Source organism: Marinobacter sp. LV10R520-4 (genome assembly GCF_002563815.1).
GTDB lineage: Bacteria > Pseudomonadota > Gammaproteobacteria > Pseudomonadales > Oleiphilaceae > Marinobacter.
In genome coordinates this window covers 1,147,996-1,171,646 of sequence record NZ_PDJM01000001.1, presented here as the reverse complement: position 1 = coordinate 1,171,646, position 23,651 = coordinate 1,147,996, and the positions used below count along the sequence as shown (strand labels likewise).

Below are 23,651 nucleotides of genomic sequence, written 5' to 3'. Positions count from 1 at the left end.
GGAAGTAACAATGAAAAATCAACAAAGCGGTTTCACCCTGATCGAGCTGATTATGGTGATTGTCATACTCGGGATTTTGGCCGCAGTGGCCTTGCCTAAATTTGCCGATTTCAGCGGTGAAGCCAGGGCTGCCAGCTTGAGCGGGGCGCTGGGCGCGGTGCGCTCGGCCAGTGCGATAGTCCATTCGGCTGCGCTGGTGGCAGGCAAAACGGCTGCTGATGGTGAAATTGTGACCTTGGAAGGCAAGGATATTACGCTGGCATATGGCTATGCCACTGCGGACTCGATCATGGATGCAGCCCAGTTGAGCAGTGAGTTCAAAAGAGCCACAGGCACTGTAAGGCTGGGCAATTGCACCTTTACCTACACGGCCGCAAAGGGCGCAGAAACCGGCGTAACGATCAGTCCGATCACTACTGACTCTGACCCTGACCCTGATCCGATCACAAGCTGTTAATGCCTGATATGCGTGGCTTTACCCTGGTGGAGTTGATTCTGGTGATGCTTATCGTCGGGATTCTCGCTGCTGTGGTGGGGCCGCGCTTCTTCGATCGGCAGGTGTACGACGATCGCCTGTTCTTCGAAGAAACCCTGGCCGCCGTGCGCTACGGGCAAAAGCTGGCCGTGGCCAGCGGTTGCTCGATTCGTGCTCAGGCCGACGCCAATGGCTATGTGCTGTCCTACGACTCGGCGTGCGGCGGTGTGGCTGCCGGCGCCGCGGTCGGACACCCGTCTGGTGGCGACTATGCCGCCGGCAATCCTCAAGCTGTTTCGGTGACGCCCGCCTTGGCCGTCACTTTCGATTCTCTCGGCGCGGCCAGCGGGGCGGCCAATACGGCCACCTTTGGCGGCGCTTTCAAGCTGAACGTGCACCTGGCTACCGGCTTTATCGAGACCACGCCATGAGCCGGCTCGGCGCGTTCGTGCGTGCCCGCTACCCCGCCAATCGGGCGCAGCGCGGTATGACTCTGATCGAGCTGGTTATCACCATCGTGATTATCGGCATCGCCGCCGCGGCGCTGTTTACGGCGATGGCGACGATTACCGGGCGTTCGGCCGACCCGATGCTGCGCCAGCAAAGCCTGGCGATTGCCGAGGCCTATCTCGAGGCGATCAGCACGCGACCCTACGCCGAACTGCCCACGGCGGCCCAGGCCGCGTCGGCGCCGCAAGATGTCGAAGGCAATCCCATCCTCGGCGACTACCGGGTCGCGGTCGCGGTGGACGCCGCGGCCACCTTGAACGGCGTTGACGCCACCCGCATCGAGGTCAGCGTGACCGATCCGCAAGGACAGGCGCTCGAGCTCAGCGGCTGGCGCACCTGCTATGAGGAGACCGGATGCTAAGCCTGCTGCGCAACCCCGGGCGGTCAGTTCGGTGCCAGGCGGGCTTTACCCTGGTCGAGATGGTGATGGTGATCGTCTTGGCGAGCGTGATCGTGGTGATGATCACCACGGTGATGTCGCGGCCCCTGCAGGGTTTCGTCGACCAGATCCGCCGCGCGGAATTGGTCGACCTGGCGGCCAGCGCCTTGAATCGCATGACCCGGGATATTCGCCTGGCCGTGCCAAATTCGCTGCGGGTCGTCGGCAGTACGCGCCTGGAATTGTTGCGCAGTCCAAGCGGCGGCCGTTACCGCGCGAGCCCGGTCGACGGCGAGGGCGTGCGCCGCGATCCGCCGGCCTGCACCGCTGATCCCTGCGTGGTCGAGGTGCTTAGCCCGATGATCGGCATCGAGGATTTGGATGAATTCAACTGGATGGTTATCTACAACATCGGCGGCAAGGCGGACGGCGATAACATCTGGCCGCCGCTGAACAACGCTATATTGGCGAACGGCACTGCCATATCGGTGATCAGCCCCAAGGTTACCGTGCGCTATACCCAGGGCAAGCTGAGCCTGAGTGACGGCGGAGTAGAAAACTTCCAGTTCAAATACGCCTCGCCGCAGCATCGTTTCTTTCTGGCGGATAAGGTCGTCGGCTACCAATGCAGCGGCGGCCAGATCGTTCGCGGCGAGTTCGACTCCCTGGAATTGCCCGGCGCCTATGACTACAGCCGCGCCACGCCGGTGGTCGATCATGTCGATTGCGCCAACAGCGGTTTTACCTACAGCCCCGACACCCATATGCGCAGCAGTCTGGTGACGGTAAAGCTGACATTGAGCCAGGACGGAGAAACCATCACCCTCCTGCAACAGGTCCATGTCGACAATGCACCTTAAACCACGCGAGCGAGGCTTCGGCCTGGTAGCAGCGATGTTTCTGATCATCATCGTCGCGGCGGTCATCGCCACCATGGCCCGCCTGGCGGTGATCCAGAACGCCACGACCAGCCTGGCGATCCAGCAGGCGCGGGCCTATCAGGTCGCCCGCGCGGGGCTGGAATATGGCATTGCGCGGGGGCTGGCTGCGGCTGGTTCGACCTGTGCGAATGCAACTGTCTTCAGCCTGGATGGATTCATGGTAGAGGTGAGCTGCGAAAAGCACGAGAGCTCTGAACCTCTGATAGAAGAAGGTAAGAGCACCCTGACTTTCTTCTATCAGATCGAAGCCACGGCAACCTTCGCCACCCTCGCGAGCCCGGATTACGCCTACCGCAAGCTGACCGCCGTGGTGGAGAAATGATGAGCCGCCCCGACCATGCCTTCCGCCGGCTGACCGCGACTATCGAAAAGAAAAAGGAAGAATAACCATGAAACAGCAGGGTTCCATAAGCCGCCATGCATGGCTAAAAACCGCGCGCTGGACGCTGCTGCTGCTGGGCCTGTTGCTGGGTAATTTGGCGCAGGCGGCGACCGATTACTTTTTTCATCCGTCCTCTGAAGATCTGCCGGCAGGGTGTAAAAAGGATGACGGTCATTCCTACAGTTGCGGTGTGTTGACGCTTGCCGAAGATGACACGATCACTCTCGGGGGATTAAAACCGGTCACCATTACCTTCTCCGGGGCATTCACCACTGGCGCGAGCAATTTGATCAATGCCTCGGGAGCGGTTGACGACCTCAAGCTGATCACCAACGGTGCGCTGACGCTGGGCGCCAACACCCGGCTGAATGCCAACGTGGTCGGCACTGCAGCGGTCACCCTGGATGAAGATGTCACGGTGGATGGCGCGATCAGCACCGGCGCTGGCGCCGTTACCGTGGGCAGCAGAAGCACGGTCGGCGGGGGCATTAGCACGGGCGCCGGCGTGGTCACCCTGCTGGCGAGCGCCACGCTCGGCGGCGGTATCACCACCGAGGATGGCGGCATCACCGTCGGTAACCAGAGCAGTGTCGGCGGGGCGATTACGTCCACGGGGGCGGGGGTCGTTTGGCTCTGGGAAAAGGTTGAAGTGGCGGGGGGCGTTAGCACCGTCACGGGCGGTATCACCGTGAAAGATCAGAGCCGAGTGTGCGGCAGCATCAGCATTACCGGCGCGGGTGTGGTGGTTTTGACAACCAACATAAAAGTCGGCGGTTCGGTCATTACCCAGGTTGGCGCGATCACGATTGGCACCGGCAGCACGGTCGGCAACGATGTGATCAGCGGTGGCGTTATCACCCTGACCGGTCTGCTGACCGGTCTGCTGGTCGGCGGTAATGTCAGCAGCATCGGTGCTGGCGCCATCACCACGACCACCACCTCGATTGGCGGCAATGTCAGCAGCGGTGCGGGCGTCATCACCCTGACCAACTCACAGGTTCGCGGCACGGTGACCTCGGATGTCGCGATTGTAAAAACAGGGGGCAGCGTTGGCGACATCAACCTGGTCATCAATATTCCGTCTGCTTGCTCGGCGGTAGTGGTTGGCGATATCCATCACTTCGAGATAAGCGCACCGGCTAGCGGTCTGACCTGCAATCCGTTGGATGTCACCGTTAAGGCTTGTTTGAATGAAACTTGCGATCTTTATACCGATTCGATAACGGCCCAGGCTCAGATAACGCAGGGCGTAACTACGAATAGTCAGACCCAGACATTCACGGGCGGTAGCCAAGTTTATGCATTGCGCGCCGGTACGTTCGGGGAGGCATTTTTGAGCATGGCCTCGTCCACGCCTGCTGCATCGGCGCAGACCCTGTGCAGCATTGGCTCAAATGCCCTGAGTTCTAATTGCACGTTGCAAATGGTCGAGAGCGGTTTTGTACTGTTTGATAGTCAAACAGGTAGTTCTCTAATTCCGAACCATATTGCAGGGCGAACAACGCTCGATGACGTATGGGTGCGCGCGGTAAAAAGTGATCCGGCTGATCCGCTTCGTTGTATCCCCGGTTTCTCGGAAAAGAGTGAGCGCATGGTTGGTTTTGCTTCGGACTACATCAATCCTGCGCCGACAGACCTAGTGGGAAGTCCGAAGCTAAAAGTGAACGATGTTGAGATTTCCAACATTTCATCAGCCTTTACCCTAGTGCCGCTGGATTTCAATGCGCAAGCAGAAGCACCCATTCGCTTGTTCTATCCAGATGCTGGCAAGCTCAGTTTGAGCCTGCGCTATGAGGATAAAGAAGCCGATACCGGGCTGGTGATGACCTCGACGGGGAATACGTTTGTAGTTAGGCCGTATGGGTTGTGCCTATACAGTGACACGACGAACAGCAGTTGCCTTTTGGGCGATGCTAATTGCTCTGTTTTCGTTCCCGCGGGGGATCCCTTTGATTTGAGCGTGAAGGCCGTTGCTTGGGAGGCGGGTGCGGATACGGACTTTTGTAGCGTAAAAGCCGTCACCCCGAATTATCGACAGAGCGGCATAACCCTCACCAGTAGCTTAGTTGCTCCTGATTCTGGTTCTTCCGGCATTCTTGGCGAGACCAATGTCGATATCGTTTTCGGTGACGCGGGAGAAAAAACCCATACCAATCAGACGATTTCTGAGGTTGGAGTGTTCACCATCACCGCTAATCCGCCGAACTATCTCGACGGCCCTGCAGTCGGCGACAGCAACGGTGACGGCGTTATCGACAAAGTCAGTACTAGCGCCAATATCGGTCGTTTTATTCCGGCCTACCTGGACGTTGTGGGTTCGGCCAGTTTGACGCCCAGTTGTGGCCCGTTCAGTTATCAGGGGCAGCCGATGGGCTTTGCTGCTGGTCAGGCACCGCGCCTGCAGGTGAGTGGCCACAATCGCGCCGGCGTCGTCACCACGAACTACGATCGCGGCGATTTCTGGCGGTTAAACGCTCCCGAGCGCAGCCAATACACCTCTGTAACCGGCGTAGCCAGTTTTGATCAGGGATACGTTGTGGGGCCGCCAGTCGTGCCGGCGCGTTTGCAAGAAGTCGACATTACCCAGTCAGAGTATCTGGATGATCTGGCCACTGAGGGGAACGGAATTCGTATCGCTCGCTGGAGCGACCAGCAGCTCTGGTATCTCCCTGCGGTCACGCCAACGATCGATGATCGGCCTTTTCAAGCGCTTGTTAGCTTGAATGTTTCCGCCGCAGCGCTAACGGATGAGGATGGGGTTTGTTATACCCATGGCAATAAAGACAGTGGCGCGGCCTGTGCGGACTATTTCGCCGATGCCGATCCTCTCACTGTGCGTGAGCCCGGATTTGGCGGCAGCGAAGTGCGCTTGGGCCGGCTGCGTATCGGCAATGCCCATGGCTCAGAATTGCAGGCGTTGAATCTGCCGCTGACTATCGAGACCTGGCAGGCCAAGGCGACCGGCAGCGCGTTTGTGCGCGAAGGCCTGGATAACTGTTCGGCTGGCGTCTTAGGCGATCCGGTGCTGGATGGCTTTAGTGGCCAGTTGGCCGCAGGCGAAACTACCCCGAGCGTGGTGGGCCCTTCGGCGGGCGTCGGCCAGTTGGGGTTGACGGCGCCCGGTGCCGGTAAAACGGGCTCAGTACGCGTCCATTTTGCCGGCGGGCCGAGCCCCGCGCTGCCGCCTACCTGGCTGGACTTTGACTGGAATGGCACAGGCCGCGAAGCTGCACAAGGCATTGCCACCTTCGGCATCTACAGCGGCCCGACGCCGTTGATTTTTCGCCGCGAGTTGTACCGCTAGGCGCCGGGCAGATTGCTGAAATGAGTGAGCGTTCCTACGCGTCTGCGGGGGAACGCCTCGTCTGTTCGGTCGCAGATCAACGCTCAGAACCGCTCTTACGCGCCTGCGCCGGCGGAAGTTCTCGTCTACCTCGATCTTGTTTTGGGCCCACTCGAACAGGTAGACGAAAATGGCCCCGGCAATTGCACCTGCGATCAGGGCGGAGGCGATCAGCATCGGGTAGAACTTCGCACGTTCCGCAATGCCGCCAGACACAATGGCGGGGATTGCGGCAGCAAATGTCAGCAAAAAGAAAAACTTGACCAGTTCATAACCCTGGCTGAAACGCCAAAATCGGTAATGATTTTTACCTGCGCGTTGACCTGATTTTATGCCGAACGGTGCCCACCTCAAGGAAGGCAAAGCCCGCGTGCATAGCGAGCACCATAATGGCACCGATCAGGATAAACAGCGTGTTGGCGCTTTCGGTCAGGGTTTGTGCTGCACTCGTGATGTCCACGGGTTAATCACTCCTGGGCAGTACCCGCTTCCGATCACAAAGGGTGGGTGCTGCGAATGATATAAAGCAGGAAAGCCGAATATCCGACCATCAGGAGCTCTAAAACCGCCAGGGACTGAGAGCCGAAAATGAGATTCAGACCAGCAAAAAACACCCCGGCTGTGACGGTCACCCAGGGCAACGCGGTTAAAACAACTTTCCGGTGAGGTTGCGCAAGCTGCGCTGCCGTTTCCTGGTGTACTGGCTGGCTTTCCATGAACAGTTGGGAACCGGTTCAGGTGTCGAAAAGTCAGTAGGTCCAGATACCCCTAATGACCGCAGCAGCGCCAGCGACGGCTGCTATGCCCAGGATGACGGGACGCAGACCGCCGAAGGGTACCCGATGTACCAATAGGCCAGACAGCAGGAAACCAGCCAGTACACCAGGAAACGTGACGACAAACAGCATCACCTCACGCACTCCGAGATGGCCCGAGACCACCAGAGCGATCGCGCTGGCGAAGCTGGCAAACAGAAAGAACGCAGACATGTTGGCCCGCACCAGGGGGCCTTGCTCGTTCTGATAGATCAGGGCGATGGGAGGCCCGCCTACTGCAGTAATCGTCCCCATATAGCCGGAGGCAGCTCCGGCAATGACACTATTGCGCGGTGTCAGTGTTGGCCTCAACCCGGCCACACTCAGCGCCACTGCCGCCAGGATCAAACCGCCGAAAATCAGCCCGAAGGCCTGGGTGGACACCACCGCGAGGGTCATTCCCGCCAGCACCGTGCCCACCACATCGCCGCCAATAGCAAACCGCACTTGCCTGAAACTCAGGCTGGCGCGATTGCGGATCAGCATCATGATGGTCAGCAATACAGCGTTGAGTATCAATGGCCCGGGTATCAGCAGCGGGCTGACCAGAAACATCAGCGGTGCTGACAGGGTGCCGATTCCGTAGCCGGCAATCCCTTGCAGGCAGGCGCCTGCCAGCAGGGCGATGTTGGCCAGTAGAATCTGGATCAGGTTGATGTCGGTCACGGCAATCGAAGCTCCTGTTTAGGTCCGTTTTGTCAGAATGGCTCCGTGCAAACCTGGATGAGCAGTGTCGTACGGTTTTGGAAAGACCTGTCCGCTTACTTTGTTATTCATCAGTATGAGAGAAGCCAGTCCGCAGCGTCCACTGTGTGTAGCCCAACGGGTTGCTCTGCGTCGCCGCCCCAGCGGTCTATGAAAGTGCCGACCGGGTAAACCAGTAGAGAATATTCAAGGTACAAACTTCCCTTTTACTGCGTAGTTGATCACGAGTTTACGTTGCTGGCTGTGCAAAAGATTAGAGAGAGTGCGGGATAGCAGAGAAGTTCAATGGGAAAGCGGGTAGTGTCTCTTAACAGAAGTTCATTTGTTTATTGAGTTTGTCTGATAATCTGGCGATTGACTCAATAATCTGGTCGGCAGATTTATGCCATTCAAAGGGTTTCGGGTCTTCATTGTAAATCTTCAGATAGTCTTTGATCGAGCTCTCAAGCTCTCGTGTGCTGCGATGTGAATTTCGTTTAATCCAATGCTCTGAAATCAGCCCAAAGAACCGCTCGACTTGATTGATCCAACACGCTGAAGTCGGCGTGAAATGCACGTGATAGCGAGGCCTCGCGGCAAACCAGGCGCGCACCTTTGCCGTTTTGTGCGTCCCGTAATTGTCCATGACTAGATGAACGTCCATATCGTGCGGAACCGCGCGATCAATCTCTTTTTAAAAGGCCAGGAACTCCGTTGCACGGTGTCGTGCGATGAAGCCTGCCGATCACTTCCCCTGTCGCTGTATCAAGTGCCGCGAACAGCGTTGTGGTGCCGTGTCGGACGTAATCATGTGTTCTGGTTTCCGTGTGCCCGAAGGACAGGGGTAGCGCTGGCTGAGTTCGATTGATAGCTTGTATCTGACTCTTCTCATCAACACACAGCACCAACGCCTTCGTTGGCGGGTTCATGTACAAGCCAACGATATCGTGAACCTTGGCTACAAAATGGGGATCGGTAGACAGCTTGAAGGTATCATGGCGATGCGGCTTCAAACCAAAAGCCCGCCAGATTCGACTCACCGACATAGCGCTCAATCCGGCCTCTTTTGCCATCAGGTTCGTCGACCAGTGAGTGGCATTTTTTGGCTTTTCCCTGAGCGTTTTATTAATTAAATCAGTAACCTTTTGATCATTTATGGTTCGAGGCCGACCGGTTCTGGGCGCATCAGTCAGGCCTGCAACCCGGCGCGCCTTGAAACGATTTCGCCACTTATTCACCGTTTCGGAGGTCACCCCAACGCGGTCACCGACCACCCTGCCCGGAAGGCCTTCAGTACTTAGCAGAATGATGCGCGCTCGCAACTGTTCAGCGGCAGGCATGCGTTGTCGCCGCAACCACGACTCCAGCTCCTCTCGTTCAGAGTCACTAACTTCAAGGGGTCTAGCTATCCGCGCCATGAGCACCTCTCCTGTGTCTGTTTGTCAGATTATACAGGACAGAATAATTATCTATACGGATTTTTGTTAAGGGACACTAGGGAAACGCTGATTAATTCCGCTTGAGTCGCTGATTTGGTAAAATCAAATCCCCGACAATCGAACCGACCAGGAACGATCATGAAGCAGACGAGTTTCGCCCAAGCCGAGTTTTCCGCCAAGAAAAAGATAACCCGACGTGAGCGGTTTCTGGCCGAGATGGAACAAGCCGTGCCCTGGCCGAGCGCGGCATGCTCATGCGCGAAGGCACGATCGTAGACGCCACCATTATTGCCGCGCCGCCATCCACGAAGAACCGGGCCAAGGCACGGAATCCAGAGATGCACCAAGCCAAAAAAGGCAATGAATGGCACTTTGGCAGTGCGACCTGAAAGTCGCCTGTATTTCTGTTTCGCAGGGTACGTTCACCTGACGAAACCGGTTGTTTCACCAACCGTTCCCTACCCGGACGTGCGGAGCCGGTAACAGCACCGTGCGAAGCTTCGGGGACAATGTAACCGCCGACTCAGTCGGTATGTCGACCCGTGAGGAAAGACATAATCTGCCAGCATCGAGGCGGAAAGGGGCTAGGGACGAGCGGCTACGGCCAACAGATGTGAATCTCTTATAAACGTCGTCATGCCAGACAAGCCAAAGATGCTGATAGGCTTGAACCAAAAAGGTGTGCGGTCAGGTATGGGCTCTTACCGATAGCCCATCGTGAATACGGTACCGCCGGCGATCGATGGCAAGGTTTGGTCGACTCCGGCCGCCAAATTAAAAGGAGCACTAGCGTTGAAGCATCGCGGTTATCGACCGCAACCGCTAAGACGTATCTACATACCCAAGAGCAATGGAAAGAAACGTCCGCTAGGGATACCGACGATGCGAGACAGAGCGATGCAATCCTTGTGGAAGCTCGCTTTGGAACCGGTTGCCGAAACTCAAGCAGATCCGAACTCCTATGGTTTCAGACCCAAGCGTTAAACGGCAGACGCCATCGCACATTGTTTCAATGCGCTCGCAAAGCAAACATCCGCCAAGTGGGTGCTCCGAACTACCAGAAGCAGCTTGAGAGCATGGCCAAATACGATGCGCTGCTTTTTATTGATCTTGACGGGTTCAAGCAGGTCAATGATACCCTGGGCCATGGCGTGGGGGATGACCTGCTAAAGAAAATTACCTGGCGAGTGTCACAGGAACTCCGCGGCAGCGATACCTTTTCCCGGTTCGGTGGCGATGAGTTTGTGGTGGTTCTGCCAGAGCTTGGCGCAACGGAAAGAGCAGAAAATGTTGTCAGCCGGATTCTGTTGGCCATCGCTGAAAAAGTGACCTTGGCGGAGCAAGAGATTTTTATAACTGCCAGTATTGGTCTGACATTTTATCCGCAAAGCGAGATTCTGGACGCCGATCAGCTTCTCCGTCAGGCCGACCAGGCGATGTACGTTGCGAAACAGAAGGGCAGAAATCGGTTCCAGTATTTCGACACTGAAAACGACAAGGCGGTTCGTAGCCTTCATGAGGATCAGACACGGATTCAGCTGGGCTTGAACAGAAATGAGTTTGTGCTTTTCTATCAGCCCCAGGTAAACCTGAAATCGGGCGAGGTCGTCGGAGCCGAAGCCCTGATTCGCTGGCAGCACCCGGAGCGGGGCCTGGTCGCGCCAAGGGGTTCTTATACCCGTAAGTGTCAATATCAATTCCTTACACCTCAGGCAGCTCAATTTCGTAGAACGACTGGAGGCAATACTCAGCCTTTACCCGTCGATTCCGAACGGACAGATTGAGCTGGAGATTGTCGAAACCTCCTCCCTGGAGAATCTGGAGGTTGTATCCAAGACGATCGAAGCCTGTCGCAAGCTGGGTGTTATTTGCTCACTGGACGATTTTGGCACCGGCTATTCGTCATTGTCTTACCTGCGGCGGCTGCCAGTGGAAAAACTCAAGATTGATATGAGTTTTGTTCGCGATATGCTGGTTGATTCTAACGATTTTGCCATTGTTCAGGGCATTCTGGGCTTGGCCAAATCATTCGGTCTTGCCGTGATTGCAGAAGGTGTCGAGACGCCAGAACACAGTGAACAACTGGTAAAACTCGGATGTGATTTTGGCCAGGGGTACGGTATCGCACGTCCTATGCCTGCAGAGGCTATGCCTGACTGGATACGGAATTGGAACGAATCTGCTTCATGCTCGGTTGAGCTGCTGCTAACGTCTGATGATTAACCAAGCGACATCATTGCAAGTTCTGAAAGGCACTTTTCACGTGGGCCGCCAAAGCGTTATTGAGGGGATTGGAGCCTCTGCGCACGAGTGCCAGCTGATAACGGCCTATCTCTGGTAGGTCGTCGCTGACAATCTGTTTGAGCGGTAACCGCACAAGGCTCAGGGGGAAAGGCGCAACGGCAAGGTCTGCAATCATCGCAGCTTCCTGGCCGGAGCAGTGCTCGCAGGTGTAGGCGATCCGGTATGGCGTGCCAGCGTTTTCAAGGGCGAGTAATGTCATCTGGCGCCATGCGCATCCCTCGTGAGCCACCGCAATCGGCAGGGGCTTGTTCAGATACGCAGACGAACCCTCTTTGCCTGCCCAAACCAGTGGTTCCTCATGTACAACCTCGCCACGAATGCCCCTAACGCGTTCTGACACAGTCACCAGCACCATATCGAGCTCTCCCGCATCCAGCTTTGTCAGATTCTGCTTGCTTGAACCGACAACAACATCCACCAACACAGCCGGATAGGAACGCGCAAACTGGGCGAGTACCTCGGGTAGAATTCGAGTACCAACATCATCTGAGGTACCAAAACCCACCTTGCCCTCCAGCGCGGGTGCGATGAAATGCTCTACCGCTTCCTGGTTGAGTCGCAATAGCCGACGGCTGTATGCCAGTAACACCTCACCGTCGTTGGTCAACCGCACCTGACGCGGCTCGCGAACAAACAGACTTTTGCCCAGGATTTTTTCAAGTTGCTTGATTTGCATGCTCAACGCCGAAGGCGTCCGGTGGACGACTTTTGCGGCAGCGGTAAACGTTCCACACTCTGCAATCGCGACAAACGTTCTAAGTACCTCATTATCGAGCAGGGGCATCGTCACCTGATTACACCTCCTAAAAAAGAATTGGCATCTGACTTAAGCATATCTGAAGGCAGAGTTAAATTCTTTTCGTTTGATTGAACGCAGAGAAGTCGCCACCATAACGGTTCAATGCAATGAGGTGGGCGCGTTTACGGACCTCAGCCATTCATGCGGGTTAAAGACTCAAACAAGGAGGAACAGCGATGCCAGGCTCCCATAAGAATGATCAGACAATCGGGATGCACTTAGCCACCTTGTTGGGTCGCTATTCCCGGCGCCAACAGTTTCGGCGCATGGCGTTGACGCTGTTGGCCGAGAAAGACGACACACTGGCGGATCTTGGTTATAAGCGTTGGGAAATCAACGTGGCACTCAAGCTGCCGCTTCGGACCGATGCCATGGCTTTTCTGGAGCAGCACCGGCAAGCCTCAGGACTCGAACACGACAACGAGAGCCTGCGCTTTATGAAGGCTGGAAAGCGTCCGCGTGGGGTTCATCAGTACGCTTGAGGGAGAAAGCTTTATGAGTGAAGAAAAGCCCTACGCGCTCAGTGAGCCGAACCGGATGAACTCTCGACCCAGTCTTCGTAAACAAGGCCAGTAACACGGCTAAATTCACGAACGTTGTTTGTCACCAGCGTACAGCCTGAGGCGATCGCATGCCCCGCAATGGCTGTATCGTTGGGGCCAATGGGCGTTCCAGCCTTAGTTAACAATCCCATGGCTTCGACGGTAGCGTCGACTGTCCGGTGATCCCACGGCAGCACGGCATCCAACCGTTTCACGAACTCATTCACGAGCGTCTTGTGTTTGGTCGAGGCTTTTTTGCCTATCTGACCATAACGCATTTCGGCGTAGGTGATGGTTGAAATAACAATTCGGTTGCTTTGCTCAACTTCGGCGGTTAGCCGCTGGATCACCGAGGCCGGATGCTCCCGCATGATGAAAGAGCAAATACAAGTATCGAGCATGTAGGTTATCAAAGATTGAACCTGGCTTCGTCACTTACGATCACTGAACGCTCTTGCAGGAAGCCAGAATCAGCCTTCGGCAACTCAGCAAAGGATGCCCAGGATGGGCGGGCAGGACGCAGAGTAATCACGTCGCCTTCCCGTGAAATCTCAAGCTCCCCAACGCCTTCGTAGGCCATGTTGGTGGGGATACGAACAGCCTGGTTCTTACCGTTTTTGAAAATAGAGACGATACGCATTTCTAGCTGCTCCTATAGGTGTTTGTCACAAGCAATATAGCTTTGAGGGTTGGCATAGGCAAGGCATATGTTTGATTTTACATTTTCGCGGCATTAGCGAAACAGAAATACTTGAAGGCGCTGGGACAATCGCTGCTAAAGCGATTTGGCCTCTATTGAAACGATAGTACTTTTATAACTTCGTTCATCCGCGAACCAATCAGCATGAGACCGGGTCCGAGTTCGAATGGGCGTCGCGGGCATTGCCCAGTGCACTGAACGATCTGCTATCCACCTACCTGTAATCAGATTGCAGCAAAACTGTCTTTTCCCTGACGCCTCTTCGTCACACTGAATAACTAATGTTATCGGCAGATAAAACCCGATCGCAAACCAGAGAGGCGTACATGGAAATCCGCAAATCCATTCTTGCAGCAGCCATTCTTTCAGCCACCGTGGGTCTGTCAGCCTGTGCTGGTAACGTTAGCAATACGGCCAATAGTGCTAAGCCCATTGCCGGTAAACAGATTTCCCTGGCTCAGATAGGACGCTTTACCAGTATCGATAATAAATTTGATGAGAGTGCTGCAGAAATTGTTGCTTATGATCCGGATACCACTCAAGTATTTGTGGTCAACGCCCAGCAGGGTGCGGTGGATGTCCTGGATCTGAGTGATCCCGCTCATCCTGAGAAAGTGGGAACGATCTTTGCCGGTGCGCATTGGCCAGAAGCTGGGGCTATCAACAGCGTCAGTGTTTCTGACGGTCGGGTGGCTGTTGCTGTACAAAACAGCACACAGACATCTGCCGGTCGGGTGCAAATTTATGGCTCCGATGACCTGCGTTTTCTCGGGCAAGTGGCCGTGGGTTCACTTCCCGATATGTTGACGTTCACGCCCGACGGTCGACACATACTGGTAGCCAATGAAGGCGAACCCAATGCTGACTACAGCGAGGATCCAGAAGGTTCGGTGACGATTATCGATGCCCGGAATCCGGCTAAAGCTCAGGCACTGACGGTAGATTTCAGAGATTTTAACCGGGATGGTCCCCGGGCCGCCGAGCTGCCGGAGCAGGTGCGGATTTTTGGCAACTACGGCAGAACTGAATTGCAGGTGACCGGGTTTGAAAACAGCGAGCCCGCGACGCTGATGGTTAAAGATACCTCTGCTGTTGACGTAGGCATGTGGATGACCATCGCCAGTAGTGAAGGCGATCCCTTGCCCTATCGAGTTGCCTCGATTGCTGGTAATACCATCACTCTGACCACCGAGTTTGACGGTGACACTGAAGCGGGTGACGAAGACACAATACTCAGAGCGTATCTGCATGACGGTCAGTCGTCGGTAGCTCAGGATTTGGAGCCGGAATACATCGCGGTATCGCCAGACGGGACGGAAGCCTGGGTGACTCTGCAAGAAAACAATGCCATTGCGGTGATCGATATTCAACAAGCGAAAGTCACTCGAATAATCGCCTTGGGTACAAAAAACCATGCCATTCCCGGCAATGAGCTTGATGTCTCAGACAAGGATGATGCAATCAATATCGCCAACTGGCCGGTTCACGGCATGTACATGCCAGATACCATCAAATCTGTGGAAATCAACGGCGAGGTCTACTACCTGACCGCCAATGAAGGCGATGCCCGTGAATACGATGGCTTCGTGGAGGAAATCCGGTTTGCGGATGCGCCTTTGGCCGATAAGAACGTGTTTCGGCAAGCGGATTTCACTAACGCAGCCGGCATTGGCCGATTACTGACGACCCTGACTGCAGACACTGATGGCGACGGTGAGCTGGACCAATCGCTGGCCTATGGCGCGCGCAGTTTTAGCATCTGGAGTCGTTCTGGAGAGTTGATTGCCGACAGCGGCAACGAATTCGAAGTGATTACCGCCAACCTCCTGGGTCCCAATTTTAATAACGACAATGATGAAAACAGTGGCGATAGCCGCAGTGACGCCAAAGGGCCGGAACCCGAAGCGATTGAAACCGCACAGATCAACGGGCACACCTATGCGTTCATCGGGCTGGAGCGTACGGGTGGGCTGATGGTTTATGACATCAGCAACCCTGCCAGCCCGGAATACATTCAATACCTCAATAACCGGAACTTCAATTACTCGATTAAAGACCGCATTGACGATGGCACTGCCCCTGCCTGGGCCGCCGGAGACCTTGGCCCCGAAAGTATTCTTTTTGTCTCTGCTGACGAGGCTCCGGAGGGTCGACCGTTGCTGATTGTGGGCAACGAAGTGAGTGGCACAACCACCATTTACGAAATTCGTTAACGCCTGTTCCTGAAGAAAGACAAGCCCGGAGTGGCAGTTTTGCCGCCGCTCTGGGCTTTTCCCGTTTATCTCCTTCCTCGCGCTTCCCGTCGTAAAACTGTCGTAAAACTTTCATAAATGCTTAATTTTATTGCAATAAATTACCTGTAAATTGAAGTTTCAGAGCTTGAGGGGAGTCCCGGCTTTGAGTTGATGTTGACTTTTGGGTGAAGAAACTTTGATGCCGGGGTTGCTCCCGGCTTTTTTCCAAATTTTGGCCTTTCGGTTGTCGCCCAATGCAAAACGCACACCGGAAAGTTACGAATCTGAACCTCTGGAGTGTCCGTTGAAAGCTATTTTTGCCCCGTCTTTTTTGTTGGCCCTGCTTTTTTCTGCTCAGGCCCTTGCCGAAGTAACGCTGGCACTCGGCCCTTGTGTGCAGGCCCACGTGGTCAACGGCGAAGAAAAAACGGCTCTGCCGGACAGTTCGCTGACGCTGACCAATGGCACCCAGCAGCTGGTTGTGGATTGCACGGCAATGCTGGGCCGTTCCAGCGATGATGCATTCCCCGAGACCGGCGAGGCTTTTGTCCTGCTTTTTGAAGCGGCTGACACCGAACTGACGCTGTCAGCTCCCCGCATTCAAACCCGCCGGCAGATGACAGCCTTTAATCGCGAGAAGGATTTCCGTCTGACCAACGCTGCAGGAACGCCGGTGAACTACCACGTGGATGTGTTGGAAAAAGAGGGATTTCAGGTGTTTCGGGATTATCCGGGTGAGCTTGAGGCCTTTAACCGCACTTCTTCACCCGCGGCCATCCGCATGCAACTGCCGGGACTGGCTGATGCCGATAGAGATACAGAGGGCCCCTCGCCAAAGGCTGGTGGTCAGGGCGCTCTGGATCAGGAAACGGTCCGCCAAATGCTGCACTACTGGTATTTGCAAGCCGACAAGCAAACTCGAAAAGAGTGGAAGAACTGGATCCAATCCAGCAATTAAAAGCCTATAAAATCAATCGAAACTGGAGTGAAAACCTATGAAGAAGCTTCTTCTGGCTGTTGCTGTGTCCTCTATAGCGGCAGGTTCTGCCAGCGCTGCAACCATTTATGAAAAAGACGGTTTTACCTACAAGCTGAACGGCGATTTTCAGGTTCAGATGCGTCAGGCTATTGGCAATGATGAGCGTGCTGAGGTGGAGTACGACGATCTGGAGCTGAAAAACTATGTGAGCTATGAGCTGGGCAACGACCTTACGGCCTTTGGTCGCCTGGATTTTGGCTTCAAGGATGCCGCGGAAAAAGATGAAAACGGCAGTAACCTGGAAGAAGCTTACGTAGGGCTGAAGTACAACGTTGTCTCTTTCTCCTTCGGCAAGCAGAACTTTGCCTCCGATGAATTTGGCATTGAAGAAGCCTATGAAATTAAAACCATCGATGAAGACCGCTTCGATGATACGGGTACCGATGGCGATGACACCTTGCGCGTTGATGTTGAGCTGGACAATGTGTACATCGCGGCGTCTCACGAGATGGACGCGAGAGACGACGGTGATGGCATTGATGGAGAGTACTTCGATGTGTTCGTGGCGACCGACATTGCGGATCTGACTTTGGCAGCGGCCTATCAGGTGAACAATCCAGCCGGTTCTGCGGATTCACTGGACACCTATGGTGTCAGCGCATCCTACGATTTCGGTTTCATGAATCTGGCAGCGGATTACAGCGTGACCGACGACAACAACACCGACTTTGAGACCAAGCAGTACAACATTGCGGCAGTCTTCGGCGTTGCCAGCACCACCGATGTGGCTGTGGGCATGGGCAACAAGGACTCCGATGAGAATGGCTTCGAAGACATCACCGAATGGTACGCCAACGTGACCTACAAGTTTCCGCAGGCCAAGAACGTGAGTGTCTTTGCCGAGGTTGCTAACAGTGACCTGGAAAAAAATGGCACAGAAGTGGATATGGGTATGCTGGCCGGTTTGCGCGTGAAGTTCTAAGTTTTACTGAAAGCGCATCGCTTGTTCAGAGCGAGAGTGAGACAAAGGCAATAGAAAGACCGGGCAATTGCCCGGTCTTTGTGCGTTCATACTTCTGTATCCCTTTCGGTTTTCATCAGATGACCTGGCTTCTATAAATGAGATGTCAGGATTCGAACCTGCACCTCTGGAGTGCAGCTTCAGGTCTCGGTGATAGTCGAGGCAACGCGGTCTAGAGGGCTAACGCATCGTTCCTACGCACTCCCTAACGGTATCGTCTGGGTATTTTTTATCTCACGCAGTGCAAAGTTGGAGTTAACCTGTGCAATACCCTGCAAGGTGAATATTTTTTCGTTCAGGAAGCGGTCATAGCTGGCCATATCCGGCACGATCACCCGCAACACGAAATCCGCATTACCGGTAACCGCGAAACACTGAAGCACTTCTGGATAGCTGCTCACCTGCTGCTCGATCTGTTCCGCCAGTTGCTGGTTACTGATTCGTCCATCCTGTTGCAATATCACAAGGATGCGCTGGTCGAGTTTGTCCAGTTCCACCTGTTTCATTTAGTAACACCTGGTTTTTATCAAAGAATATTCCGCAAACCAAGATGATTCCTGCCCAATACGCAAGCACCTTTTGCGAACTTCCCTCTAGAATTCTGATCATAAAATCAACAAGAGGAGGGCGCCATGTCCACTGACATCTTTCAACCCGATATCGCTCAAGACCGCAACGCCGAGGCGGGCAGCCCGCAGCTGGACAACTACACGCTTGAAGACCGCTACCTGCGGGACTCTGGCCGGGTGTTCCTGACCGGAACCCAAGCGCTGGTTCGCATCCCTTTGATGCAGGCCGCGCTGGATCGCAAACTGGGGCTCAACACAGCGGGCATGGTAAGTGGCTACCGGGGCTCGCCTTTGGGTGCTTATGATATGGCCCTTTGGCAAGCTCAAAAACATCTTGATGAAAACCGCATCGATTTCGTACCTGCCATTAATGAGGACCTTGCGGCGACCATCATGCTGGGTACCCAGCAGGTAGAGACCGATGATGACCGCACGGTAGATGGCGTGTTCGGGATCTGGTACGGCAAAGGGCCGGGAGTTGACCGCGCCGGGGATGCGTTAAAGCACGGCACCACTTACGGAAGCTCCCCCCACGGCGGCGTGCTAGTGATTGCAGGCGATGACCACGGCTGTGTGTCGTCCTCCATGCCACATCAGTCTGATGTAGCGTTCATGAGTTTTTTCATGCCCACGATCAACCCGGCCAACATTGCCGAGTATCTGGAGTTTGGACTTTGGGGCATTGCGTTGTCCCGCTACAGCGGCTGTTGGGTGGGCTTCAAGGCGGTGTCTGAAACCGTGGAAAGTGCGGCGTCGGTAGAGCTACCTGCGCTGCCAGAGTTTGTAACCCCGGACGATTTCACCCCGCCGGAAACCGGCCTGCATTACCGTTGGCCGGATCTGCCCGGGCCCCAACTGGAAACCCGCATTGAGCACAAACTGGCCGCTGTGCAGGCGTTTGCCCGGGCTAACCCCATTGACCGTTGCCTGTTTGATAACGCACAGTCGCGCTTTGGCATTGTTACCACCGGTAAAGGCCACCTGGACCTGCTGGAAGCGCTTGATCTGCTGGGTATTGACGAAGACCGGGCCCGGGAGATGGGGCTGGATATCTACAAAGTGGGTCTGGTGTGGCCCATTGAGCGACGCGGTATTCTCAACTTTGTTCATAGCAAGGAAGAAGTGCTGGTTATCGAGGAAAAGCGGGGCATTATCGAGAGCCAGATCAAAGAGGCGATGTCGGAACCGGACCGCCCCGGCGAGGTGCTGATTACCGGTAAACAGGATGAACTGGGCCGCCCACTGATTCCTTATGTCGGTGAGCTGAGCCCCAAATTAGTAGCCGGTTTTCTGGCAGACCGCCTTGGTCGTTTCTTCGGTGAAGATTTCAGCGAGCGTCTGGCCGCTATAAACAGCATGAGCAACGCTCAGGATCCGGGTGGCGTAAAGCGCTTACCGTATTTCTGCTCGGGTTGCCCCCACAACACGTCTACCAAAGTGCCGGAAGGCAGCAAAGCGCTGGCCGGGATTGGCTGTCACTTTATGGCGTCCTGGATGGGTCGTAATACGGAATCGTTAATTCAGATGGGCGGCGAAGGGGTCAACTGGGTTGGCAAGAGCCGTTATATCGGTAATCCTCATATATTTCAGAACCTGGGTGAGGGCACGTATTTCCATTCGGGGTCCATGGCTATTCGCCAGGCCGTAGCGGCCGGCATCAACATTACCTACAAGATTCTGTTTAACGACGCGGTGGCCATGACCGGTGGCCAGCCCGTGGACGGTCAGATTACCGTGCCAATGATTGCGCAACAGGTCACCGCCGAGGGCGTGCGCCGGGTTGTGGTGCTTAGTGATGAGCCGGAAAAGTACGATAGCCACAAGCAACTGTTCCCGAGCGATGTAACCTTTCACGACCGTACAGAGCTGGACAAGGTACAGAGAGAGCTGCGGGATATTCCCGGCTGTACCATCCTGATTTACGATCAGACCTGTGCGGCTGAGAAGCGCCGCCGGCGCAAACGCAACCTGTACCCAGACCCCGCCAAACGGGCGTTTATCAACCATCACGTGTGCGAAGGTTGCGGCGACTGCTCTGTACAGTCGAACTGCCTTTCGGTGGTACCGCGCCAGACCGAGCTGGGCCGCAAGCGCAAGATTGACCAGTCTTCCTGCAACAAAGACTTTTCCTGCGTGAATGGTTTTTGCCCAAGCTTTGTGACCATCGAGGGTGGCCAGCTGCGCAAATCCCGAGGTATGGACACCGGCTCTGTGCTTACCGGCAAACTGGCGGATATTCCGGAGCCGGTTCTGCCGGAGCTTGCGGGCTCGTACGATTTGTTGGTGGGTGGTGTGGGTGGCACGGGCGTTGTGACCGTGGGCCAGCTCATCACCATGGCCGCTCATCTTGAAGGCCGGGGTACCTCGGTGCTGGACTTCACCGGCTTCGCGCAGAAGGGTGGCACGGTATTGAGTTATGTTCGCATGGCGCCGTCTCCGGACAAGCTGCACCAGGTGCGTATCAGTAACGGCCAGGCCGATGCCGTGATTGCCTGTGATCTGGTGGTTGCCTCCTCCCAGAAAGCGCTGAGCGTTCTCAGGTCCAATCACACCCGTGTGGTAGCCAACGAGGCCGAGCTGCCGACAGCGGACTATGTGCTGTTCCGGGATGCAGACATGCAGGCAGACAAGCGCCTGGATCTGATCCGTAACGCGGTAGGCGATGACAATTTCGCACAGCTGGATGCCAATGGTATTGCGGAGAAACTGCTGGGCGACACGGTGTTTTCCAACGTGATGATGCTGGGCTTCGCCTGGCAGCGCGGTTTGTTGCCGCTGTCACAAGCCGCGCTGATGAAAGCCATCGAGCTGAACGGCGTTGCCATTGAACGCAACAAGGAAGCCTTTGGCTGGGGTCGAGTGGCCGCTGTGGACGTGAAAGTCATCACCGATCTGTTGAACACCGGCGAGGCCAGAGTAGAAGAAGTGAAGCCGGAGCCGGGCCTGGAAGAGCTGATCGATATCCGCCATAAGCATCTGGTGAACTATCAAAACCGTCGCTGGGCCGATCGCTATATGGACATGGTACAGCAGGTACGTAAAGCCGAGGAAACTCTGGGCGAGACTAACCAGTTGCTGACCCGTGCCGTAGCCCAGCAGTTGTACCGGTTTATGGCTTTCAAGGATGAATACGAAGTGGCCCGTTTGTTTGCGGAAACCGACTTTATGAAGGAGGTGAACAACACCTTTGAGGGCGACTTCAAGGTTCACTTTCACCTGGCTCCGCCCATCATGAGCCGTGGCAGCGATGCCCAGGGCCGGCCGAAGAAACGTCAGTTTGGCCCCTGGATGTTCCAGGCGTTCAAGCTGCTGGCGAAGTTCCGGGTGCTGCGCGGCACGGCCATCGATCCGTTCAGCTATTCCTCCGACCGCAAGATGGATCGGGCGCAGCTGAAAGATTACCAACAGCTTGTGGAGCGGATTGTCAGTGGGCTGGAGGCCAGCAACTACGACACTTTTCTTCAGCTGGCGGAACTGGCCGGTGAAGTGCGGGGCTATGGTCCGGTGCGCGAACAGGCCGCAGAAGCTGTGCAGGAAAAACATTCACAGCTGATCAAAGCCCTCGACACAGGCCGCCCGACACTGATCCGAACCAGCCAGGCCGACAACAAGGAGGCAGATCATGTTTGAGTCGCTGAAGCAGTTACCTCAGGATCCGATTCTGCAACTGATGCAGATGTTTCGTGACGATACCCGGCCCGACAAGGTCGATCTGGGTGTCGGAGTTTACAAAGATGACACAGGCAAGACGCCCATCATGGCGCCGCCATCGTCGAAATCATTCTGGGTGATGACGCCTTGCGCGCCGGATGGCAGAGTGAATTAAGCGGCATGTTCTCGTTCCTGGGTATAACACCGGAACAGGTTCGCCAATTACGGGAAGAGCACGGCATCTACATGCTGGAAAGTAGCCGGGTGAATGTAGCAGGCCTGAATGACCGGGCACTGCCAAGAGTTGCCAGCGCGATTCGCAGAGTTATGCAGTAACTCATTAACCCAATGACAACAAGTAATCAGAGCCTCTTTTACAGAGGCTTTAAATGATGACGATCCGACAAAAACAATTATACGGAGAACGCAATGAGTGAAACAGTTCACCCTCATCAGCAGACCAGTAGTCTCTGGACCTCCAGAATGGCTTTTGTTCTGGCTGCAGCCGGCTCGGCCGTTGGGCTTGGCAATATCTGGAAATTTCCATACATCACAGGTGAAAACGGTGGTGGTGCCTTTGTACTGGTTTATCTCGCCTGTATTTTTCTTATCGGTGTGCCGGTTCTTATCGCAGAAATCATGATTGGCCGCCGGGGTGGTCAAAGCCCTGTTGCAACCATGCGCACCCTCACAAAAACCGAGGGTACATCCAAAGGCTGGCGCATCATCGGCTGGAACGGCGTGGTTGCGTCCTTCCTGGTGCTGTCCTTTTACGCGGTGATCGGTGGTTGGTCGCTGGTTTACATCGGTAAAGCGGCGCTCGGCTCGTTTGTGGGTGCTGATGCAGAAGCCATAGGCGGGCAGTTCAATAACCTGTTGGCGAACCCTTGGGAACTGTTGCTCTGGCACACGGTTTTCATGGCGATTGTGGTGTTTATCGTTGGCCGAGGCATACGTAAGGGTCTTGAAAAAGCGGTCAGTATGCTGATGCCAATGCTGTTTTTGCTGCTTATCGTGATGGTGTTTTACGCCATGAGCAGCGGCAGCTTTGGCCGTGCTGTCAGCTTCATGTTCTCGCCGGATTTCAGCCGTCTGACAACGGAAGGTGTTTTAATCGCCCTTGGTCACGCTGCCTTTACGCTCAGTATCGGTATAGGTGTGCTGATGGCTTACGGCTCGTACCTGCCAAAAAACATCAACATCGCCAAAACCGCCATGACCATTGCGGTGCTGGATACCAGCGTGGCTTTGCTTGCCGGGCTTGCAATCTTCCCGCTGGTTTTTGCCAATGGACTGGAAGCCGGCGCCGGGCCGGGTCTGATTTTTGTGACCCTGCCACTGGCCTTCGGCCAGATGGGCGGCGGGATCCTGTTTGGAGCTCTGTTCTTCGCATTGCTGCTGGTGGCGGCCATAACGTCCGCCATCTCCATGCTGGAGCCCGTCGTCGAATGGCTTGAGGAACACAAGGGTGTAAATCGGGTTAAAAGCGCTCTGGCCGGGGGCTTCGCTGCCTGGTTTATGGGTATCGGTACCGTGTTGTCCTTTAACCTGTGGGGCGATGTGCACCCGCTGGGCTTTATCGGCTTCTTTGAAGGCAAAACGGTATTCGACCTGCTCGATTTTCTGGTTTCTAACGTGATGATGCCGTTGGGAGGACTTGCTATCGCCCTGTTTGCAGGGTGGGCCATCCGCCGCGAGGGGCTGGCTGAAGATATCGGGCTGAAGGGCGGCGCTTACAAAGCCTTCATGGTGATACTGAAGTTTGTAACGCCGGCGGGTATTGCGACCGTGTTTCTTTATAACCTGATTTAAAGCCATTCTGCTCCAACGGCCGCCAGGGAAGCAGCTTGTCCATCCGTGACAGAAAGAAGTTACAACGTGTTT

20 protein-coding genes and 5 pseudogenes are annotated in these 23,651 nt (G+C 55.3%); 17 read left to right on the top strand and 8 right to left on the bottom strand.

Annotation, left to right across the window (positions count from 1 at the left end; genetic code table 11):
- Nucleotides 1-10: 10 nt before the first annotated feature.
- The 6 genes from ATG98_RS05540 to ATG98_RS05515 all read left to right on the top strand — a co-directional run bounded on the left by ATG98_RS05540 (nucleotide 11) and on the right by ATG98_RS05515 (nucleotide 5,991).
- Nucleotides 11-457: a type II secretion system protein gene (locus ATG98_RS05540; RefSeq protein ID WP_098422342.1), complete on the top strand. Its 447-nt coding sequence runs from the start codon at nucleotides 11-13 to the stop codon at nucleotides 455-457.
- A complete protein-coding gene (locus ATG98_RS05535; RefSeq protein ID WP_098422341.1) occupies nucleotides 457-906 on the top strand; it encodes a pilus assembly FimT family protein in 450 nt (149 codons plus the stop codon). The genes ATG98_RS05540 and ATG98_RS05535 overlap by 1 nt, the downstream gene beginning before the upstream one ends.
- The gene (locus tag ATG98_RS05530) at nucleotides 903-1,346 is read left to right on the top strand and encodes a prepilin-type N-terminal cleavage/methylation domain-containing protein (protein ID WP_218925834.1); all 444 of its coding nucleotides are present in this window, start codon (nucleotides 903-905) and stop codon (nucleotides 1,344-1,346) included. Before ATG98_RS05535 ends, ATG98_RS05530 begins: the two co-directional genes overlap by 4 nt.
- Nucleotides 1,340-2,224: a PilW family protein gene (locus tag ATG98_RS05525; protein WP_098422340.1), complete on the top strand. Its 885-nt coding sequence runs from the start codon at nucleotides 1,340-1,342 to the stop codon at nucleotides 2,222-2,224. The genes ATG98_RS05530 and ATG98_RS05525 overlap by 7 nt, the downstream gene beginning before the upstream one ends.
- A gap of 34 nt (nucleotides 2,225-2,258) precedes the next feature.
- Nucleotides 2,259-2,627, top strand: a complete 369-nt coding sequence (locus ATG98_RS05520) for a hypothetical protein (protein WP_218925833.1) — start codon at nucleotides 2,259-2,261, stop codon at nucleotides 2,625-2,627.
- A gap of 67 nt (nucleotides 2,628-2,694) precedes the next feature.
- Complete coding sequence (locus ATG98_RS05515; RefSeq protein WP_098422338.1) at nucleotides 2,695-5,991, top strand: DUF6701 domain-containing protein; 3,297 nt, start codon at nucleotides 2,695-2,697, stop codon at nucleotides 5,989-5,991.
- Between the two features lie 153 nt (nucleotides 5,992-6,144).
- Here the strand turns inward: ATG98_RS05515 and ATG98_RS05510 are convergent.
- From ATG98_RS05510 to ATG98_RS05495, 4 genes and pseudogenes are all read right to left on the bottom strand, one after another.
- A pseudogene (locus ATG98_RS05510) lies at nucleotides 6,145-6,490 on the bottom strand (ammonium transporter); the annotation flags it as partial.
- A gap of 34 nt (nucleotides 6,491-6,524) precedes the next feature.
- Nucleotides 6,525-6,746, bottom strand: coding sequence for a hypothetical protein (locus ATG98_RS05505; protein WP_098419833.1), 222 nt, complete (start codon nucleotides 6,744-6,746; stop codon nucleotides 6,525-6,527).
- A gap of 33 nt (nucleotides 6,747-6,779) precedes the next feature.
- On the bottom strand, nucleotides 6,780-7,511 hold the full coding sequence (locus ATG98_RS05500) for a sulfite exporter TauE/SafE family protein (RefSeq protein ID WP_098419832.1): 732 nt from the start codon (nucleotides 7,509-7,511) through the stop codon (nucleotides 6,780-6,782).
- Between the two features lie 346 nt (nucleotides 7,512-7,857).
- Nucleotides 7,858-8,947: pseudogene (locus ATG98_RS05495) on the bottom strand (IS630 family transposase).
- 254 nt (nucleotides 8,948-9,201) lie between these two features.
- Here ATG98_RS05495 and ATG98_RS22920 point away from each other — a divergent pair.
- The 3 pseudogenes from ATG98_RS22920 to ATG98_RS22690 all read left to right on the top strand — a co-directional run.
- Nucleotides 9,202-9,345: pseudogene (locus ATG98_RS22920) on the top strand (IS5/IS1182 family transposase); the annotation flags it as partial.
- 361 nt (nucleotides 9,346-9,706) lie between these two features.
- Nucleotides 9,707-10,018: pseudogene (locus ATG98_RS05485) on the top strand (reverse transcriptase domain-containing protein); the annotation flags it as partial.
- Nucleotides 10,019-10,044: 26 nt separating this feature from the next.
- Nucleotides 10,045-11,191 (top strand): annotated as a pseudogene (locus ATG98_RS22690) (putative bifunctional diguanylate cyclase/phosphodiesterase).
- 10 nt (nucleotides 11,192-11,201) lie between these two features.
- Here ATG98_RS22690 and ATG98_RS05470 read toward each other — a convergent pair.
- A complete protein-coding gene (locus tag ATG98_RS05470; protein ID WP_179888263.1) occupies nucleotides 11,202-12,056 on the bottom strand; it encodes a LysR family transcriptional regulator in 855 nt (284 codons plus the stop codon).
- Between the two features lie 191 nt (nucleotides 12,057-12,247).
- Between ATG98_RS05470 and ATG98_RS05465 the strand changes: the two genes are divergently transcribed.
- Nucleotides 12,248-12,553, top strand: a complete 306-nt coding sequence (locus ATG98_RS05465) for a hypothetical protein (RefSeq protein ID WP_098422336.1) — start codon at nucleotides 12,248-12,250, stop codon at nucleotides 12,551-12,553.
- Nucleotides 12,554-12,591: 38 nt separating this feature from the next.
- Here the strand turns inward: ATG98_RS05465 and ATG98_RS05460 are convergent, their stop codons facing one another.
- Nucleotides 12,592-13,026 (bottom strand): type II toxin-antitoxin system VapC family toxin, encoded by a 435-nt coding sequence (locus tag ATG98_RS05460; RefSeq protein WP_098419825.1) that lies wholly within the window; start codon nucleotides 13,024-13,026, stop codon nucleotides 12,592-12,594.
- Nucleotides 13,023-13,253, bottom strand: coding sequence for a type II toxin-antitoxin system VapB family antitoxin (gene vapB, locus ATG98_RS05455; RefSeq protein WP_098422335.1), 231 nt, complete (start codon nucleotides 13,251-13,253; stop codon nucleotides 13,023-13,025). Before vapB ends, ATG98_RS05460 begins: the two co-directional genes overlap by 4 nt.
- A 386-nt stretch (nucleotides 13,254-13,639) precedes the next feature.
- On the opposite strand from vapB, the gene ATG98_RS05450 reads away from it, so the two are divergent.
- From ATG98_RS05450 to ATG98_RS05440, 3 genes are all read left to right on the top strand, one after another.
- Complete coding sequence (locus tag ATG98_RS05450) at nucleotides 13,640-15,526, top strand: choice-of-anchor I family protein (protein ID WP_098422334.1); 1,887 nt, start codon at nucleotides 13,640-13,642, stop codon at nucleotides 15,524-15,526.
- A gap of 325 nt (nucleotides 15,527-15,851) precedes the next feature.
- Nucleotides 15,852-16,505 (top strand): DUF2057 domain-containing protein, encoded by a 654-nt coding sequence (locus ATG98_RS05445; protein WP_228706023.1) that lies wholly within the window; start codon nucleotides 15,852-15,854, stop codon nucleotides 16,503-16,505.
- 37 nt (nucleotides 16,506-16,542) lie between these two features.
- Nucleotides 16,543-17,508, top strand: coding sequence for a porin (locus ATG98_RS05440; protein WP_098422332.1), 966 nt, complete (start codon nucleotides 16,543-16,545; stop codon nucleotides 17,506-17,508).
- Between the two features lie 233 nt (nucleotides 17,509-17,741).
- On the opposite strand, the gene ATG98_RS05435 is transcribed toward ATG98_RS05440, so the two are convergent.
- Nucleotides 17,742-18,053 carry an Lrp/AsnC family transcriptional regulator gene (locus ATG98_RS05435; protein WP_098422331.1) on the bottom strand — a complete coding sequence of 104 codons (312 nt, stop codon included), beginning with the start codon at nucleotides 18,051-18,053 and terminating at the stop codon, nucleotides 17,742-17,744.
- 126 nt (nucleotides 18,054-18,179) lie between these two features.
- On the opposite strand from ATG98_RS05435, the gene ATG98_RS05430 reads away from it, so the two are divergent.
- The 4 genes from ATG98_RS05430 to ATG98_RS05415 all read left to right on the top strand — a co-directional run bounded on the left by ATG98_RS05430 (nucleotide 18,180) and on the right by ATG98_RS05415 (nucleotide 23,579).
- Nucleotides 18,180-21,746 (top strand): indolepyruvate ferredoxin oxidoreductase family protein, encoded by a 3,567-nt coding sequence (locus ATG98_RS05430; protein WP_098422330.1) that lies wholly within the window; start codon nucleotides 18,180-18,182, stop codon nucleotides 21,744-21,746.
- Nucleotides 21,739-21,942 (top strand): hypothetical protein, encoded by a 204-nt coding sequence (locus ATG98_RS05425; RefSeq protein ID WP_098422329.1) that lies wholly within the window; start codon nucleotides 21,739-21,741, stop codon nucleotides 21,940-21,942. The genes ATG98_RS05430 and ATG98_RS05425 overlap by 8 nt, the downstream gene beginning before the upstream one ends.
- Before the next feature lie 5 nt (nucleotides 21,943-21,947).
- Nucleotides 21,948-22,103, top strand: a complete 156-nt coding sequence (locus tag ATG98_RS05420; RefSeq protein ID WP_323807748.1) for an aminotransferase class I/II-fold pyridoxal phosphate-dependent enzyme — start codon at nucleotides 21,948-21,950, stop codon at nucleotides 22,101-22,103.
- Between the two features lie 93 nt (nucleotides 22,104-22,196).
- Entirely contained in the window at nucleotides 22,197-23,579 is a 1,383-nt protein-coding gene (locus ATG98_RS05415) for a sodium-dependent transporter (RefSeq protein ID WP_098422328.1), read from the top strand.
- The last annotated feature ends 72 nt before the right edge of the window (nucleotides 23,580-23,651 follow it).